This window comes from Pseudomonas sp. G2-4 (assembly GCF_030064125.1).
GTDB lineage: Bacteria > Pseudomonadota > Gammaproteobacteria > Pseudomonadales > Pseudomonadaceae > Aquipseudomonas.
Genome location: NZ_CP125957.1, coordinates 1,498,525 through 1,514,742, shown reverse-complemented (window position 1 = coordinate 1,514,742; position 16,218 = coordinate 1,498,525). Strand labels below are relative to the sequence as shown.

The following is a 16,218-nucleotide window of genomic DNA, read 5'->3' as shown; positions in this document are numbered from 1 at the left end:
CACAGCATGATACCCATGAGGATAGCGCAGGCGATCAGGAAAGCTGGAGGAGATCACCGGCCAGCAACTCGATCCCGTGGCTCTAATTCAAGGTTCACGGATCGGAAAAACGCCATCCCGGCATAAGACGCCTGCCTACGGGCCTTCAGCCGAGACGCCAGTTCCCCCACGTGGACTTCGAGTTTGTGCCCGTCCGGGTGGAGAAAATAAAAGCTCCGACGCCGCAAATGGATTCCCCGCCCAAGCTCCTAGGCAAGATCCTACACAGAAGTCTCCAGTAACACTCAAGCATGCCAGAAACGGCCGATTCAAAGCCCTGCCCTACGATCTGTAAAGTCTGGAAACACACAGAAAGTGAAACACCCACGGACAGCAACACTCAACCAAGGAATGTAATCGCACTATGAACCAGACAGCACAATCGCGGCATCTCTTCACCAACTACCGCAAGGTCATTTCCCTGGCAGACCAGGACTGGCAGAGCGCTGAAACCGGGAAAATCTCCGGGCTGAACGTCGAGGTCAAGACGCCCAATGTCCTGGTTGACCAATACGGCCGGACCTTCCAGCACTTCTGTACCACGTCCTACCTGGGCCTGGATTACCACCCCGCGTTGCTCGATGGCGCCATGGCGGCGCTGTGGGAAACCGGCACCCTGCGTGTCGCCAACTCAAAAAATCGCTGCAAGCTGGCGATCCTGGACCAGTACGAAACCCAATTGTCAGAGTTGTTTGGCGCCAGTTGCCTCAGTGCCTTGTCTTGCAGCGCAGCAAGCGCCGGGATTCTACCGTTGCTGGCCAGCGGCGTACTGACGGGAAATCGCCCGCCGGTGATGGTGTTCGATAAACATGCCCACTACTCGATGAACCACTTCAAGGCCGCCTGCGCCGATGAAACCCAGGTCATCACGAGCCCGCACAACGACATGGATTTCCTCGAAGACGTGTGCAAACAACAGCGTAACGTGGCCTATGTGGCCGACGGCGCCTACAGCATGGGCGGAGTGGCGGACCTGGATAGCCTGCTGTACCTCAAGCATCGTTATGGCCTGTTCCTCTATCTGGATGACTCTCACGCGCTGTCCACCGTAGGGCAATGCGGCGCTGGCCTGGTTCGTTCGCGTTTCCATGCGATGGACGAGCGCACCCTGATTGTCGCCTCATTGGCCAAATCATTCGGGGCCAGTGGCGGGCTGGCCATGTTCGGCAGTGAACGGCACAAGGCGCTGGTGCAGCGTTACGGAGGGCCGAGCAACTGGTCCCAAAGCCTGAATGCAGCGGCGATTGGCGCGGGCATGGCCTCGATCCGCCTGCATCGCAGCCGAGAGTTCAGCGCCCTGCAGGAGCGTTTGCAGGCTAATATCTGCCTCTTCGACAGCCTGGTTCGTACCGAGCAGCACGCCAGCCCCATGGCGATCCGTCTGATGCCCTGCGGTGAAGCCACCCTGGCCAACAGTGTGGCGGTCGAACTGGCCGAGCTGGGGTATTTCACCTCAGCGGTCTTTTTTCCCGTGGTGCCACAAGGCAAGGCCGCCATCCGCGTCACTCTGCGCGCCGATATGGAGCCTGATGTGATTCGCTCATTTTGCGAACGGATTACCGAGCTGCTGCTGGCACACGGGCGTGATATCCGCCTTTGAAACGAGTCGTTGATGAAGAACCGTACAACCCTGATCGTCACCTGCACCACCGTCTTCCTGGCGCAACTGGGCATGAGCATCTATTTGCCGGCCCTGCCTGATATCGCCCGGGATCTGGGGGCCGACGCGTCCCTGGTGTCCTGGGGCTTGGCGGTGTACCTGGTCGGCATGGCGCTGCCCATGTTGCTGTGGGGCAGCCTGAGCCAGCGCCTGGGGCGCAAACCGGTCTTGCTGGCGGCATTGGGGTTGTACGGCCTGGGCAACCTGGCCCTGCCGTTGGGCACGACAGTGGAAGGGTTTCTGACCCTCAGGTTGATCCAGGGCATCGGCGCCAGCGGTATTTCGGTGATGGCGCGGGTATTGATTCGCGACAGTTTCAGCGGTGACCTGTTGGCCAAGGCGCTGTCCTGGATATCGATCGCCTTCGTGATAGCCCTCGGCATCGGCCAGTACCTGGGCTCGCTGATCCAGGCTGCGTTCGGCTGGGAAGCGATCTTCTATGGGTTGGGTGCCGTCAGCCTGGCCATGGCGCTGGCAGTGTCCAGGGCCAGGTTTGCCGCAATGACGCACACCCACAACGGGCAATCAGCGTGGCGTATTTACGGGCAGATCCTCACGCGCCGTGGTTTTCTGCTGCCGGCATTGGCGGGGGGGTTGGGTTACGGCGTGATTGTCGCCTTCAATACCGCGGCGCCGCTGATTCTGCAGGACAGCTTTCATTGGTCGCCCATTGAGTACGGTTTGCTGGGTTGGCCAATCAGTGCCGCGTATCTGCTCGGCGCGCTGGCGGTGAATGCGTTTGTGCTGCGCACCGGTCAACGGCGGATGATGGGATGGGGCATCGCACTGGTGCTGGGCGGTAGCGCGACCATGTTGGCAGGCAGCCTCACCCTGAGCAGCATCGCGTTGCTCTTCTGGTTGCCGTATTGCTTCGCGGTGTTCGGCCAGTCGTTGAACTACCCCATCAGCCTGTCCCTGGCCAACGAGGGTTCACCGGTAGCCGGAGCCTACGCCATGGCATTGAGCGGTTTTCTGCATCAACTGATGGCGTCGGTGATAGGTGCCATGGCCAGCCTGTTGTTGAGCCAACAGGCCTGGCCGCTGGCAGCGTTGTGCGCGCTGCTGGGGGCGACGGCGATGCTCTGCGTAAGGCTCATGCCGCCCCGGGTGGCTTAAAACGCGCTGCGGAAAATCTCTTCGATCTGCCGCTGATCCGCCGCTCGTGGGTTGGTCAGGCCGCAAGCATCTTTCAAGGCGTTGACGGCCAATACCGGTACGTCGTTGAGGCGTACGCCCAGGTCACGCAAACCGGCCGGAATGTCGACGTCAAGGGCCAGACTGCGAATCGCCGCAATGGCGGCCTGGGCGCCCTCTTCCGGGCTGAACCCACGGGTATCGACGCCCATGGCATTGGCCACATCGGTCAAGCGAGCAGCGCACACCGAGGCATTGAAGCTCTGCACGTGAGGCAACAGCACCGCGTTGCACACGCCGTGAGGCAAATCGTAGAAGCCACCCAATTGGTGAGCCATCGCGTGCACAAAACCCAACGACGCATTGTTGAACGCCATCCCCGCGAGAAACTGTGCGTAGGCCATGTTCTCCCGCGCCGTCAGATCGGTGCCGTCGCGCACGACCAGGCGCAGGTTATTGCTGATCAGGGTCATGGCCTTCAGCGCGCAGGCATCGGTGATGGGGTTGGCGGCAGTGGATACATACGCCTCGATCGCATGAGTCAGTGCATCCATGCCCGTGGCGGCCGTCAGGCCCTTGGGCATCGCCACCATCAGCGCCGGGTCGTTCACCGACATCAACGGGGTCACGTTGCGATCGACAATCGCCATTTTCACGTGACGTGTCTCGTCGGTGATGATGCAGAAACGGGTCATCTCGCTGGCGGTACCGGCCGTGGTGTTGATGGCGATCAACGGCAATTGCGGCTTGCTCGAGCGGTCGACGCCTTCATAGTCGCGGATCTGGCCGCCGTTGGTGGCACACAACGCGATGCCCTTGGCGCAATCGTGGGGCGAACCACCGCCCAGCGACACGACGAAATCGCACTGGCTCTCCTTCAGCAACCCCAGTCCAAGCTCGACATTGGCAATGCTCGGGTTAGGCTTGGCACCGTCGAAAATCACCGAATCGATGTCCTGCAACGCCAGTTTTCCGGCCACCATGCTCGCGACACCGGCCTTGGCCAGCCCCGCGTCGGTGACGATCAGCGCTTTGCGAAAGCCGTAGTTGCGGATGGCGGTCATGGCTTCATCGAGGCAACCCAGCCCCATGATGTTCACGGCGGGAATGAAGAAAGTACTGCTCATGGGGTCATGCTCCAGGAAGAGGCCGGATCGGCAGGCTCTACAGAATGACCGAGTAGTCGCGGTGTATCTTGATCTGGCTCAAGATTGGGTCGTGATAAAGTCGCGCCCTGCCTTTTGCCACATTTTGAGATGAGCTTCGCAATGACCGATTTCCAGGAACATGACGCCCGGCTCGAAGACTGGGAGGCCATGCGCGCCACCACTTCCTTCAGCGGCTTGCTGGTGGGCAATGGCGCCAGCCGCGCCATATGGGACGATTTCGGCTATGACTCGCTGTTCGAAAACGCCCGCACTGTGGAAGAGAAACCGTTAAGCCCCTCTGAACTGAGCGTGTTTGACGCAATGCAGACGCGCAGCTTCGAACAAGTGCTCGGCGCACTGAAAACCACCAGCCGGGTCAACAAGGCCCTGGCCGTCAGCTCCGCGGCCCCGCGCAATCGCTATTACGCGATCAAGGAGGCGCTGATCAACACCGTGCACGCGGTGCATATCCCGTGGCGATTGGTGCAGCCCTCGACCCTGGCGACACTCAACCAGGAAATGAGTCGCTATCGCACGGTGTTTACCACCAATTATGACTTGCTCAACTACTGGGCGATCCAACACGCGCCCGAGCCCCTCACCGACCTGTTCTTCGGCGTCGACCACAGTTTTGATTTGAGCCAGGTGGCCACGGACAAACCGCGCCTGCTGTACTTGCACGGCGGCCTGCACCTGGTGCGCAACCAGGACGGCACGGCACGCAAGCTCACCTCCACCGAAGGCACGCTATTGGGCAGTTTCGCCATCAACAATACGATCAAGACCCTCGACGACGTGCCGCTGTTCGTCAATGAGGGCCCGAGTTCGGACAAACTCAAGACCATCCGCAGCTCCGACTACCTGTCGTTCTGCTATGACCAGTTGCTGCACCACGGCGACAACCTGTGCCTGTTCGGCCATGCCCTGGGCGAGCAGGACCAGCACATTGTCCAAGCCTTGCGCCAGGCTGCGCCCAAAACGCTGGCGATTTCGATCTATCCGCGCAGCCAGGCGTTTATCCAGCACCAGAAGCGGCACTACGCCAAGGTGTTTCAGGGGTTGGATGTTGAATTGCGCTTCTTTGATGCCAAGAGCCATCCGCTGGGCAATCCGAAGTTATCGGTGCCGGTGGAGGTCTAACCTGTGCAGACATGACCTGGAAACCCAACTTCAGGTCAGTGAGTGACCGTGGCGAGGGAGCTTGCTCCCTCGCCACAGGAAGCTCGCTGCCACAGGGATGAACTCAAAGCGCTGCCAGGGTCTTGTCCTTGATCACCGTCGTCGGCCCGTTGGCCTTGACGCTGGCGATGCCTTTGTCGCGAGCGGCGTCCGAGGCATAGGCCTCGCTGCTGCCGATCACTTCGTGGTTGGCAGCCTTGAGGTTGAAGTACGGATGGCCGTCCTTGGTGCTTTTGAGCTCATAGCGTTCAGCCAACGGACTGTTTTTCTGTACCGACGCGATGCCACCGTCAGCACCGCTACGGGTGGTGTACAACTCGCTGGTCAAAATCGTTTCGGCGTTAGCCGCCTTGAGTACAAACCGAAACTGACCGTTGCTGCTTTTGCTGATTTCGTACCATCCAGACATGGGGGTTCTCCTCTGGGCGCGCAAAATGTTGCTCAAGCAGTAAAGACCCGCTGCGCTTGTTCTGCCAGTTGGCCCCGCAGCGCTACAAGGTGATGGCCGTGCCCAACAGGGTCAGGAATCCCGCCAGCCAGTTCGGGTGCGCGGGCCAGGCCGGCGCGGTCGCCAGGTTGCCTTGGACGTGGCCTTCAGTCACGGGAATGTCGATGTAGGTCCCGCCCGCCAGACGTACTTCCGGTGCGCAAGCCGGGTAGGCGCTGCATTCGCGCCCTTCGAGGATGCCCGCCGCCGCCAACAATTGCGCCCCATGGCACACCGCGGCAATCGGCTTACCCGCCAGGTCGAAATCACGCACCAGTTGCAGGACTTTTTCATTCAAGCGCAGGTATTCCGGCGCACGACCGCCCGGCACCAATAGTGCGTCGTAGTCGGCGGCTTCGACGCCGGCGAAGTCATGATTGAGGGCAAACAGGTGCCCCGGTTTTTCGCTGTAGGTCTGGTCGCCTTCAAAGTCGTGGATCGCCGTGCGCACGGTCTGCCCGGCCGCTTTGTCCGGACACACCGCGTGCACGGTATGGCCGATCATCTGTAACGCCTGGAATGGCACCATGACTTCATAGTCTTCGACGTAATCGCCGACCAGCATCAGGATTTTCTTGGCCGCCATGGGTTGGGCTCCTTTGGAAATGCGTGAGGGGTGAACGCATTAAAGGTAGTCCGGTAAGTCGGCGGATGAGCGATAACCCGTCATTACCTGACGGGCTGCACATCGCTGGATGCAACTTGTGGGAGCGAGCCTGCTCGCGATTCAGGCGACGCGTTTTTTCAGGAGCACCGCGTCATCGTTCAATCGCGAGCAGGCTCGCTCCCACAGGGTAATGTGCCAGTCGGTCAGGCGAGATAACCATCAGCCCGCAGCAGGGTTTCCAGGCAGTGCTCGGTGACGTGGTAGAACGCCTTGAGTGCCTGGATCTTCGCCAGCAGTTCGGTCGGGTCCGCAGGTTCGGCGCGCTTGACCGCCAGGATCATCTTGTTCTTGTTGGTGTGGTCCAGGGAGATGAACTCGAACACCTTGGTTTCGTAGCCACACGCTTCCAGGAACAGCGCCCGCAGACTGTCGGTGACCATTTCCGCCTGCTGGCCCAGGTGCAGGCCGTATTGCAACATTGGCTTGAGCAGCGCCGGGCTCTGGATCTGCAGGCGGATCTGCTTGTGGCAGCACGGCGAGCACATGATGATCGAGGCGCCCGAGCGGATGCCCATGTGGATCGCGTAATCGGTGGCAATGTCGCAGGCGTGCAAGGCGATCATCACATCCACCGCGCTCGGTGCCACGCTGCGCACGTCACCGTGCTGGAAGCTCAAGCCTGGGTGCTCCAGGCGCGCCGCCGCTTCGTTGCACAGCTTAACCATGTCTTCGCGCAGCTCGACACCGGTCACCACGCCTTCGGCTTGCAACGTATTGCGCAGGTAATCGTGGATGGCGAAGGTCAGGTACCCCTTGCCCGAACCGAAATCCGAAACCCGCACCGGTTTGTCCAGGGCCAGTGGCGAAGACGTCAGCGCATGGCTGAAGACTTCGATGAATTTGTTGATCTGCTTCCACTTGCGCGACATTGCCGGAATCAGCTCATGCTTGTGGTTGGTCACGCCCAAATCGGCCAGGAATGGCCGGTTCAGGTCGAGAAAGCGGTTTTTCTCACGGTTGTGCTCGGCAGAAGGCACTTCGCGCAGTTGCTGGGGCTTGCTCTTGAACAGCGAGCTCTTGCCTTTCTTGCTGTATTCCAACTGCGCCTCGTCGGTGACCGCCAATAAATGCGCGTTCTTGAACGACGCCGGCAACAGCGCGGCAACGGTTTCCACGCCCTCGGCCAGCGGGAAATTCTTGGTGATGTCGCGGGTCTTGTAGCGGTAGACGAAAGACAGACAGGCCTGGTCCTTGACCGTCAGCTGCTTGATGATCAGCCGTTGAAGGTCCGCTTCGTCACCCACGTACTTGGCCAGCACCAGCTTGATGAACTCATTCTGCTCGAGACTGGTTTTCAGCAACTCGATGAACTGGGCGTGGTGATCCGGCGCGGGACGGGCGGGGGTTGCGGTGGCGGACATGAAAAAGCGGCCTCGGGGCGGGCGAATCGGGAATGGCGGGTATTTTAGGGGGGATGGGGGGTGAGGGCACGGGGAATTTCCCGAATGGTTCGAAATCCGGGCGGCACCCTCTTGATGATGCTCAATCTTTCATGACCGACCAGGCTTTTGTGGCGAGGGAGCTTGCTCCCGCTCGACTGCGAAGCAGTCGTCATTTTGTGAGCCTGCTGCCTGACCTTGGAACCGATGGGGACCGCTTCGCGGTCCAACGGGAGCAAGCTCCCTCGCCACACAAGCGTTCTTGCCATGACAATGAGCTGGCCGATGCTTCTTAGCCCAGCACCACCAACCGATTCGGCAGTTCATTGCGCTCGTGAGTCACCGGCACGTGCACCTTGAGCAATTCACCGCAGGCTTCGATGCAGGTCACGAAGCCCTCCAGCGTCTGCCCCTGGCGAACCTGCTGGGTGAACGCTACGACGATGGCGTCCCAATTCGTGTTGTCGAGTCGCTTGGAAATGCCTTCGTCCACCAGGATTTCCACATAGCGTTCGGCCTCGCAAACAAAGATCAATATCCCCGTACTGCCCACCGTATGGTGAAGGTTCTGTTCGAGAAACTGTCGGCGCGCCAGGTTGGAGGCCCGCCAGTGACGCACGGAACGGGGAATCAGGTGCGTGGTGATACTGGGAATACGGAACACCAGGCACAGCACGATGAAACTGACCCATTGCACCAGCAACAGGCTGTGCATAGTCAGCCAGCCCGTGAGGTAATGCACCACGCCGGGCAGCACCAGGGCCAGCAGGCTGGCCCACAGCAACGGAATGTAAGCGTAGTCGTCAGCGCGGGCGGCGAGCACCGTGACCAGTTCGGCGTCGGTGTCCAGCTCGACCCGGGCGATGGCCTCGGCGACCTTGCGTTGTTCGTGTTCAGTCAGTAATGCCATGGTTAGAAACGCCCGCTCATTATTATTGTCACCAGCCGCCCGACGAACCGCCGCCTCCGAAACTGCCCCCGCCCCCACTGAAGCCACCGCCGCTGGAACCGCCACCGCCGCCAAAGCCTCCGCGGCCGGAGCTGCTGGAGCCGCCGCCTCCGGACGGCAGGATACCGAGCACCTGGCAAACCATCACGGTGATGATAAACAGCATCACCAACAGCACGAAAAGCCATGGATGACGCCCGACGAAATCGCTCTCCTCCTGCTGCCCGTCCGCGCTGTACACCGGGGCCGGTTCGTCCAGCGGGCTGCCGCCCAGCACCACCAGCATCGCCGCCACGCCGTCGCTGATGCCTTTGTTGAAGTTGCCAGTCTTGAAAGCCGGGGTGATCACCTGGTTGATGATCACCGAACTCTGGGCGTCAGTCAGGCGATCCTCCAGACCGTAACCCACTTCAATCCGCAGTTTACGGTCATCCCGGGCCACGATCAGCAGCGCGCCATTGTTTTTATCTTTTTGCCCGATGCCCCAATGCCGGCCCAACTGATAGCCGAAATCTTCAATGCTGGTGCCTTGCAGATCCGCGAGCGTAACAACCACCACTTGTTCCCCGGTGGCCTGTTCATGGGCCTTGAGCTGCGCATCCAGTTGCCCGCGCACCGACGGCTCGAGCATCTGGGCGGTGTCCACCACGCGCCCGGTCAGCGCCGGAAACTTCAGCTCGGCCTGGGCTGTGACGGCAAACACCCAAAGCAACAGCATAAGGGCACAGCTGCGAGCGGCCAGCTTCAAGCCGTAAGCAAAAGCAGCGCGCATTGCCTGTGCTGGCGGCTTGTAGCTTGAAGCGTGTAGCTGCTCCATCAAAACTTCACTTCCGGCGCTTTCTCGGCATTGGGGCTGGTGGCCTCGAAGGTTTCGCGCACCGGCAGGTCGCTGTACATCACGCTATGCCACAAGCGGCCCGGGAAGGTGCGGATTTCGGTGTTGTATTTCTGCACCGCCAGGATGAAGTCCCGGCGAGCCACGGCGATGCGGTTCTCGGTACCTTCGAGTTGCGATTGCAACGCCAGGAAATTCTGGTTGGCCTTGAGGTCAGGATAACGCTCGACCACCACCATCAGCCGGCTCAACGCGCCGCTCAACTGGTCCTGGGCCTGCTGGAACTGCTTGAGTTTTTCCGGGTTATCCAGGGTGTTGGCATCGACCTGGATCGACGTGGCCTTGGCCCGTGCTTCAATCACCGCGGTCAGGGTTTCCTGCTCGTGCTGGGCGTAGCCCTTGACGGTTTCCACCAGGTTGGGAATCAGGTCGGCACGCCGTTGATACTGGTTCTGCACCTGGGCCCAAGCGGCCTTGGCCTGTTCGTCCAGGGTCGGAATGTTGTTGATGCCGCAACCGGCCAGCAATGTGGAAAAGAGCATCAGGGCCAGCATTTTCAGGCCCGTGCGGTGGTTCAGTCGTAGATTCATGGGATGAAGCGCTCCCTTGCATGACATTGGATAAAACACGGCCACCTATCTCACCGACGTCTGGGGCATAATCTGCCGCCGCACTGGATTGAATCGGGTCGATGGGCTAAAAGATGCGCAGTGCGAAACTAAGTTCAGCCCAATGGGTTCGAAAGTGTGCTGCATTCAACTGAACAACAATAGCCGCTCCTCACATTTTGGCTGACCGGCGTGTCGAATCACCGCCCTTTAGGCTTGCGAGAAAACTATTCATGAAGAAGCTGTGTTTGCTGGGCCTGTTTGTCACCCTGGCCAGTCAATCCGTATTAGCCGACAACCTGCCAGCCCCCATGGAGAACAAGGACGCGTTCATCAGCAACCTGATGAAGCAAATGACCCTCGATGAGAAGATCGGCCAATTGCGCCTGATCAGCATCGGCCCCGAAATGCCCCGGGAGATGATCCGCAAGGAAATCGCCGCCGGCAACATCGGCGGTACGTTCAACTCCATCACCCGTGATGAAAACCGTCCAATGCAGGACGCGGCCATGCGCAGTCGGCTGAAGATCCCAATGTTCTTCGCCTACGACGTGATCCACGGCCACCGCACCATTTTCCCGATTCCCCTGGCCCTGGCCTCCAGCTGGGACATGGACGCCATCTACCGCTCCGGGCGGGTCGCTGCCCAGGAAGCCGCGGCGGACAGCCTGGACATTACCTTCGCGCCGATGGTCGACATTTCCCGCGACCCGCGCTGGGGTCGGACCTCCGAAGGTTTTGGCGAGGACACCTACCTGGTGTCACGCATTGCCGGGGTGATGGTCAAGGCGTTCCAGGGCAACGGCGCCAACGCGGCCGACAGCATCATGGCCAGCGTCAAGCACTTCGCCCTCTACGGCGCAGTGGAAGGCGGCCGGGACTACAACACCGTGGACATGAGTCCGCTGAAAATGTACCAGGACTACCTGCCGCCCTACCGCGCCGCCATCGACGCCGGAGCCGGCGGGGTGATGGTCGCGCTGAACTCCATCAACGGCGTGCCGGCCACCGCCAACACCTGGCTGATGCACGACCTGCTGCGCAAGGAATGGGGCTTCAAGGGCCTGGCCGTCAGTGACCACGGTGCCATCTTCGAACTGATCAAGCATGGCGTCGCCAAGGACGGTCGCGAAGCGGCGAAGCTGGCGATCAAGGCCGGCATCGACATGAGCATGAACGACTCGCTCTACGGCAAGGAACTGCCAGGGTTGCTCAAGGCCGGTGAGATCGAACAGAGCGACATCGATAACGCGGTCCGGGAAGTGCTCGCGGCCAAATACGACATGGGCCTGTTCAAGGATCCGTACCTGCGTATCGGCAAGGCCGAGGACGATCCGGCCGACACTTACGCCGAAAGTCGCCTGCACCGTGCCGATGCCCGTGACGTGGCACGCCGCAGCCTGGTGTTGCTGGAGAACCGCAACCAGACCCTGCCTCTGGACAAAGGCAAAAAAATCGCCTTGGTCGGCCCGCTGGCCAAGGCACCGATCGACATGATGGGCAGTTGGGCCGCCGCCGGGCGTCCCGCGCAGTCGGTCACCCTGTTCGACGGCATGACCCGCGCCCTGGGCGCTGAGTCGAAGCTGATCTATGCCCGTGGCGCCAACATCACCGGCGACAAGAAGGTGCTCGACTACCTGAACTTCCTCAACTTCGACGCCCCGGAAGTGGTGGACGACCCGCGCCCGGCCCAGGTGCTGATCGACGAAGCGGTGAAAGCCGCCAAGGACGCCGACGTGGTGGTGGCCGCCGTAGGTGAGTCCCGTGGCATGTCCCATGAATCCTCGAGCCGCACCGAGCTGAACATTCCCGCCAGTCAGCGCGAGCTGATCAAGGCCTTGAAGGCCACCGGCAAGCCGTTGGTACTGGTGCTGATGAATGGCCGACCGTTGTCGTTGCTGGACGAGAAGCAACAGGCCGATGCGATCCTGGAAACCTGGTTCAGCGGCACCGAGGGCGGCAACGCCATCGCCGATGTGCTGTTCGGCGACTACAACCCATCGGGCAAACTGCCGATCACCTTCCCGCGTTCAGTGGGGCAGATTCCGACCTACTACAACCACCTGAGCATCGGCCGGCCGTTCACCCCGGGCAAGCCAGGCAACTACACCTCGCAGTACTTCGATGACACCACGGGCCCCCTCTACCCGTTCGGCTATGGCCTGAGCTACACCGAGTTCAGCCTGTCGGACATGGCCCTGTCGTCCACCACACTGAACAAAACCGGCAAGCTCGACGCCAGCGTCACAGTGGAGAACACCGGCAAGCGTGACGGCGAAACCGTGGTGCAGCTGTACATTCAGGACGTCACCGGCTCGATCATCCGCCCAGTGAAGGAGCTGAAGAACTTCCGCAAGGTGATGCTCAAGGCCGGCGAGAAGAAAGTCGTCCACTTCACCATCACCGAAGACGACCTGAAGTTCTACAACGCCCAGCTCAAGTACGCAGCGGAGCCGGGCAAGTTCAATGTGCAGATCGGCCTGGACTCCCAGGATGTGAAGCAGCAGAGTTTTGAGTTGCTCTGACCCTCAGGCCACGCACCCCCCCTGTGGGAGCGAGCTTGCTCGCGATAGCGGCTTAACATTCAACTGAGATGTTGACTGTCAGACCGCCATCGCGAGCAAGCTCGCTCCCACAGTTGTATCTGGGTGTTCGGGCTAACCCCGTCGATCCAACAGATTCACCACCAGACGATCCACCCATCCCCACAACCGCTGCTTGACCCGCTTCCACAACGGCCGACGCTGCCAGGCGTCGAGGCTGACTTGCAGGCTCTGGGCGAAGTCCCGCTCGAAACTCGCCGCTACCGCCGCACTGAGGGCCGGGTCGAGGGCTTCGAGGTTCGCCTCCAGGTTGAAACGCAGGTTCCAGTGATCGAAATTGCATGAACCAATGCTGACCCAATCGTCCACCAGCACCATCTTCAGGTGCAGGAAGCAGGGTTGGTATTCGAATATTTTCACCCCAGCCTTGAGCAGCCTTGGGTAGTAACGGTGCCCGGCGTAGCGCACGGACGGATGGTCGGTGCGCGGGCCGGTCAGCAACAGGCGCACATCGATGCCCCGGGCCGCAGCCTTGCGCAGGGAACGGCGCACGTTCCAGGTCGGCAGGAAATACGGCGTCGCCATCCAGATCCGCTTCTGGCCACTGTTCAACGCACGGGACAGTGATTGCAGGATGTCGCGATGCTGGCGGGCGTCGGCATACGCCACCCGGCCCATGCCCTCGCCCATCGGTGGAACACGGGGCAAGCGCGGCAAACCAAAGTTGGCCGCCGGCTTCCACGCACGTCGATGACGGTTGGCGAGCCATTGGCGATCGAACAGCAACTGCCAGTCGAGCACCAGCGGACCGACGATTTCCACCATCACTTCGTGCCACTCACAGTGGTCATCGAGGGGGTTCCAGAATTCATCGGTCACTCCGGTGCCGCCGACCACCGCCAGACGCTGATCCACCAACAACAACTTGCGGTGATCCCGGTAGAGATTGCGCACCCAACGGCGCCAGCTCAAGCGATTGTAGAAGCGCAACTCCACGCCGGCCGCGGTCAGGCGGTTGCGCAGGCCCAGGGTAAACGCCAGGCTGCCGTAGTCATCGAACAGGCAGCGCACCCGCACGCCGCGCTCGGCGGCCTGCACCAGGGCCTGGATCATTGCCTCGGCGCAGGCCCCCGACTCCACCAGATACAGCTCCAGTTCGACCTGTTCCTGGGCGCGGGCGATTTCCACCAGCATGCGCGGGAAGAACTGCGGACCGTCGATCAACAGCTCGAAGCGATTGCCTTCGCGCCAGGGAAATACCGGGCCGCTCATGTCAGCGCGCCGTAAAAATCAGCACCGCATTCACCGGCACCGACAGACTGATGGCCGACAACCCGGCCATGTTTCGCAGTTTTTCCAGGCCCGGCGCCAGGTCGAAATCCGCCGCGTTGAGCACCACCGGCTCCAGGGTCACCACTTGGAAGCGTCGTTCATCCAGGCGCGTCGCCAGCATTTCGACGTTGTACTCATGCTGCTTGCCGTGCAGGTTCACTGTCAGCGGCAAGCGCAATTCCAACTGCGCGCCGTTGGCCAGGTCCTGGATCGGCGCCAGGTCGAGCTGCGCGGTGACGGTGGCGTCGGCAAATTGCTTGATCTCGAACAGCTCAGTGCGCATGCGCTCGTCCCGCAGGGGGATGCCACTGTTGATGGATTCCAGCTCCACTTCCAGGCGTGCCAGCCCCTCGGGCTGGACTTGCCCGTGAAGCACCAGGAAACGCTGGACCTCGGAAACATTGCCGTTTTTGCTGCTGATAAACGACAGCCGCGACGATTCGCCGTCCAGGTACCAATCGGCCTGGGCCGGCAATGCGGCGCAGGCCAGCAATAAGCTCGCGACAGCGTGGGAGAAAGACCGCTTGAACATACACACTCGGGGGGCAGATAAACCTGTGGCGAACCTTAACCGCGCCGAGGGCGCTTGCAAACTGTCTGTTTCAACAACGGCCCTGCTCGCGTGGCGAGGGAGCTTGCTCCCGCTGGGCTGCGAAGCAGCCCCAAGATCGCGACAGGTTAAAGAATTTGCGAGCGCTGCGCACTCGAGCGGGAGCAAGCTCCCTCGCCACAACAGCGGTCGCTATAGACCCATCTCAAGGCTCCAACCGACACCCCTGCCGCGCCCCCAGCCAACGCGCACTGTGACTACGCCCCAACCCGCTGACGGTGATGCGTTTCGCTTCAGGGGTGTCGAGAAAGTCGCTGATGGGCACCGACTGTTTCACATAGCCACGGCAGTAGTCCGCCGGTTGCTCCATCACGTAGCGGCACGAGCAATACTCCTTGGCGGTATAGGCACTGATGATGTCGGGAAAGGCCCGCAGCGCCACCCGCTCGAGCCAGAGCCAGCCCAACAGGGCAACGAGCAGCGCCGACATCAGCGTGAACAGCCACTTGCGGCTCATGGCTGCACCGCCCCGGCGAACGCCGCCATGGCTCGTTTGAGCAGTTCGTTGTGGCGATAGCTGCCGTCGCGGTCATCGCCGTAGCGCACGATCACCAGCCGGGCGCTGGGGATGATGTACAACGCCTGGCCCCAGTGACCCAGCGCGACGAAGGTATCCGGCGGCGCGTCGGCCCAAGGGCGGATCGCCGGGTCGGCGGCGCGGTTGAGCCACCAATGGCCGCCGGGCACGGCTTCGTCCTGGCCGGCCTGGAATCGGGCGAAAGGCTCGCGGTTGAACGCGACCCAATCCCTGGGGATCAATTGCCGTTCGCCCCAGCGACCGTCCCGCAGCATCAACAGCCCGACACGCGCCAGGTCCCGCGCCGTGAGGTAGGCATAGGATGAGCCGACGAATGTGCCGCTGGCGTCGGTTTCCCAAGTGGCGTGACGGATGCCCAGCGGTTCGAACAAGGCCGTCCAGGGGTAATCGGGATAGCGCTGCGGGCCGACGATGTTTTTCAGTGCGGCCGCCAGCAGGTTGCTGTCGCCGCTGGAATAACGGAACACCTGTCCCGGCGGGCTGAAACTTTCATGCTGCGCGGTGAACCCCGCCATGTCGCGGCGCCCCCGGGTATACAGCATCGCCACCACCGAGGAGTTGAGCGGTGCGTATTCGTAATCTTCCTGCCAATCCAGGCCCGAGGCCCAGTGAAAAAGATCGGCCAGGGTCATACCCGGGTGCTTGCCCAGCGCCGGGTAGTACCGGGCGACCGGGTCTTGCAGGTCAAACAGTTTTTCACCGTAGGCCACGCCGAACACCGTCGCCATCAGGCTTTTGCTGATGGACCAGGTCAAGTGCGGGGTATCGGCGGTGGTCGGCCCAGCGTAGCGTTCATAGACCAGTCGACCGTCCTGGATCACCAGCAGCGCGTCGGTGCGGATGCCTTGGCGGGTGGCGTCGTCTCGGGGTGGGAAGGCGTATCGCTCCAGGGCTTCGATGCCAGGGCCGCTGGGGGGCGGGCCGGTTAGCCACTGCTCGCTGGGCCAATCTTCGGCGCGGACGCCCAGGGTGAGCAAGAGGAGCGGTATCAGGAACCAGCCTTTGAACATGCTTGGGGCTCGTAGGGTTGAACCTTCAGAGCCTATTCAGACTTGATGACAATTTGAGTTTGTGTGGCCCCTGTGGAAGCGAGCTTGCTCGCGATGGCGG

At 61.3% G+C, this 16,218-nt stretch carries 15 protein-coding genes and 1 pseudogene; 4 read left to right on the top strand and 12 right to left on the bottom strand.

What is annotated here, in order from left to right; translation table 11 throughout:
- Positions 1–53 precede the first annotated feature (53 nt).
- Positions 54–215: pseudogene (locus tag QNH97_RS06760) on the bottom strand (glutathione transferase); the annotation flags it as partial.
- A 188-nt stretch (positions 216–403) separates the two neighbouring features.
- Between QNH97_RS06760 and QNH97_RS06755 the strand changes: the two are divergent.
- Together QNH97_RS06755 and QNH97_RS06750 are read left to right on the top strand one after the other, a co-directional pair.
- Entirely contained in the window at positions 404–1,639 is a 1,236-nt protein-coding gene (locus QNH97_RS06755; RefSeq protein WP_283556152.1) for an aminotransferase class I/II-fold pyridoxal phosphate-dependent enzyme, read from the top strand.
- 12 nt (positions 1,640–1,651) lie between these two features.
- On the top strand, positions 1,652–2,815 hold the full coding sequence (locus QNH97_RS06750) for an MFS transporter (protein WP_283556151.1): 1,164 nt from the start codon (positions 1,652–1,654) through the stop codon (positions 2,813–2,815).
- On the opposite strand, the gene yiaY is transcribed toward QNH97_RS06750, so the two are convergent.
- Complete coding sequence (yiaY, locus tag QNH97_RS06745) at positions 2,812–3,960, bottom strand: L-threonine dehydrogenase (RefSeq protein WP_283556150.1); 1,149 nt, start codon at positions 3,958–3,960, stop codon at positions 2,812–2,814. The genes QNH97_RS06750 and yiaY overlap by 4 nt on opposite strands.
- A gap of 141 nt (positions 3,961–4,101) precedes the next feature.
- On the opposite strand from yiaY, the gene QNH97_RS06740 reads away from it, so the two are divergent.
- Positions 4,102–5,121 (top strand): DUF4917 family protein, encoded by a 1,020-nt coding sequence (locus QNH97_RS06740; protein ID WP_283556149.1) that lies wholly within the window; start codon positions 4,102–4,104, stop codon positions 5,119–5,121.
- 103 nt (positions 5,122–5,224) lie between these two features.
- Here the strand turns inward: QNH97_RS06740 and QNH97_RS06735 are convergent, their stop codons facing one another.
- The 6 genes from QNH97_RS06735 to QNH97_RS06710 all read right to left on the bottom strand — a co-directional run bounded on the left by QNH97_RS06735 (position 5,225) and on the right by QNH97_RS06710 (position 10,067).
- On the bottom strand, positions 5,225–5,569 hold the full coding sequence (locus QNH97_RS06735) for a YegP family protein (protein WP_025212324.1): 345 nt from the start codon (positions 5,567–5,569) through the stop codon (positions 5,225–5,227).
- A gap of 82 nt (positions 5,570–5,651) precedes the next feature.
- Positions 5,652–6,233 carry a DJ-1/PfpI family protein gene (locus tag QNH97_RS06730; protein WP_283556148.1) on the bottom strand — a complete coding sequence of 194 codons (582 nt, stop codon included), beginning with the start codon at positions 6,231–6,233 and terminating at the stop codon, positions 5,652–5,654.
- A 224-nt stretch (positions 6,234–6,457) separates the two neighbouring features.
- A complete protein-coding gene (locus tag QNH97_RS06725; protein ID WP_283556147.1) occupies positions 6,458–7,675 on the bottom strand; it encodes a class I SAM-dependent methyltransferase in 1,218 nt (405 codons plus the stop codon).
- A gap of 310 nt (positions 7,676–7,985) precedes the next feature.
- A complete protein-coding gene (locus QNH97_RS06720) occupies positions 7,986–8,603 on the bottom strand; it encodes a TPM domain-containing protein (RefSeq protein WP_283556146.1) in 618 nt (205 codons plus the stop codon).
- A gap of 28 nt (positions 8,604–8,631) precedes the next feature.
- On the bottom strand, positions 8,632–9,360 hold the full coding sequence (locus tag QNH97_RS06715) for a TPM domain-containing protein (protein ID WP_283556145.1): 729 nt from the start codon (positions 9,358–9,360) through the stop codon (positions 8,632–8,634).
- A 98-nt stretch (positions 9,361–9,458) separates the two neighbouring features.
- Entirely contained in the window at positions 9,459–10,067 is a 609-nt protein-coding gene (locus tag QNH97_RS06710) for a LemA family protein (protein WP_283556144.1), read from the bottom strand.
- Between the two features lie 251 nt (positions 10,068–10,318).
- Here QNH97_RS06710 and bglX point away from each other — a divergent pair, with 251 nt between their 5' ends.
- Positions 10,319–12,610, top strand: coding sequence for a beta-glucosidase BglX (bglX, locus tag QNH97_RS06705; protein ID WP_283556143.1), 2,292 nt, complete (start codon positions 10,319–10,321; stop codon positions 12,608–12,610).
- Between the two features lie 132 nt (positions 12,611–12,742).
- On the opposite strand, the gene QNH97_RS06700 is transcribed toward bglX, so the two are convergent.
- The 4 genes from QNH97_RS06700 to QNH97_RS06685 form a co-directional block, all read right to left on the bottom strand.
- Positions 12,743–13,900, bottom strand: a complete 1,158-nt coding sequence (locus tag QNH97_RS06700) for a phospholipase D-like domain-containing protein (RefSeq protein WP_283556142.1) — start codon at positions 13,898–13,900, stop codon at positions 12,743–12,745.
- A 1-nt stretch (position 13,901) separates the two neighbouring features.
- Entirely contained in the window at positions 13,902–14,492 is a 591-nt protein-coding gene (locus tag QNH97_RS06695) for a YceI family protein (protein ID WP_283556141.1), read from the bottom strand.
- Between the two features lie 223 nt (positions 14,493–14,715).
- The gene (locus QNH97_RS06690) at positions 14,716–15,027 is read right to left on the bottom strand and encodes an amidase (protein ID WP_283556140.1); all 312 of its coding nucleotides are present in this window, start codon (positions 15,025–15,027) and stop codon (positions 14,716–14,718) included.
- Positions 15,024–16,118, bottom strand: a complete 1,095-nt coding sequence (locus tag QNH97_RS06685) for a serine hydrolase domain-containing protein (protein ID WP_283556139.1) — start codon at positions 16,116–16,118, stop codon at positions 15,024–15,026. The genes QNH97_RS06690 and QNH97_RS06685 overlap by 4 nt, the downstream gene beginning before the upstream one ends.
- Between the last annotated feature and the right edge of the window lie 100 nt (positions 16,119–16,218).

Excerpts from the sequence above, each read along its gene's own strand:
- QNH97_RS06755 (WP_283556152.1), top strand. The coding sequence starts at position 404 with ATGAACCAGACAGCACAATCGCGGCATCTCTTCACCAACTACCGCAAG.
- QNH97_RS06750 (WP_283556151.1), top strand. The coding sequence starts at position 1,652 with ATGAAGAACCGTACAACCCTGATCGTCACCTGCACCACCGTCTTCCTG.
- yiaY (WP_283556150.1), bottom strand. The coding sequence starts at position 3,960 with ATGAGCAGTACTTTCTTCATTCCCGCCGTGAACATCATGGGGCTGGGT.
- QNH97_RS06740 (WP_283556149.1), top strand. The coding sequence starts at position 4,102 with ATGACCGATTTCCAGGAACATGACGCCCGGCTCGAAGACTGGGAGGCC.
- QNH97_RS06735 (WP_025212324.1), bottom strand. The coding sequence starts at position 5,569 with ATGTCTGGATGGTACGAAATCAGCAAAAGCAGCAACGGTCAGTTTCGG.
- QNH97_RS06730 (WP_283556148.1), bottom strand. The coding sequence starts at position 6,233 with ATGGCGGCCAAGAAAATCCTGATGCTGGTCGGCGATTACGTCGAAGAC.
- QNH97_RS06725 (WP_283556147.1), bottom strand. The coding sequence starts at position 7,675 with ATGTCCGCCACCGCAACCCCCGCCCGTCCCGCGCCGGATCACCACGCC.
- QNH97_RS06720 (WP_283556146.1), bottom strand. The coding sequence starts at position 8,603 with ATGGCATTACTGACTGAACACGAACAACGCAAGGTCGCCGAGGCCATC.
- QNH97_RS06715 (WP_283556145.1), bottom strand. The coding sequence starts at position 9,360 with ATGCTGTTGCTTTGGGTGTTTGCCGTCACAGCCCAGGCCGAGCTGAAG.
- QNH97_RS06710 (WP_283556144.1), bottom strand. The coding sequence starts at position 10,067 with ATGAATCTACGACTGAACCACCGCACGGGCCTGAAAATGCTGGCCCTG.
- bglX (WP_283556143.1), top strand. The coding sequence starts at position 10,319 with ATGAAGAAGCTGTGTTTGCTGGGCCTGTTTGTCACCCTGGCCAGTCAA.
- QNH97_RS06700 (WP_283556142.1), bottom strand. The coding sequence starts at position 13,900 with ATGAGCGGCCCGGTATTTCCCTGGCGCGAAGGCAATCGCTTCGAGCTG.
- QNH97_RS06695 (WP_283556141.1), bottom strand. The coding sequence starts at position 14,492 with ATGTTCAAGCGGTCTTTCTCCCACGCTGTCGCGAGCTTATTGCTGGCC.
- QNH97_RS06690 (WP_283556140.1), bottom strand. The coding sequence starts at position 15,027 with ATGAGCCGCAAGTGGCTGTTCACGCTGATGTCGGCGCTGCTCGTTGCC.
- QNH97_RS06685 (WP_283556139.1), bottom strand. The coding sequence starts at position 16,118 with ATGTTCAAAGGCTGGTTCCTGATACCGCTCCTCTTGCTCACCCTGGGC.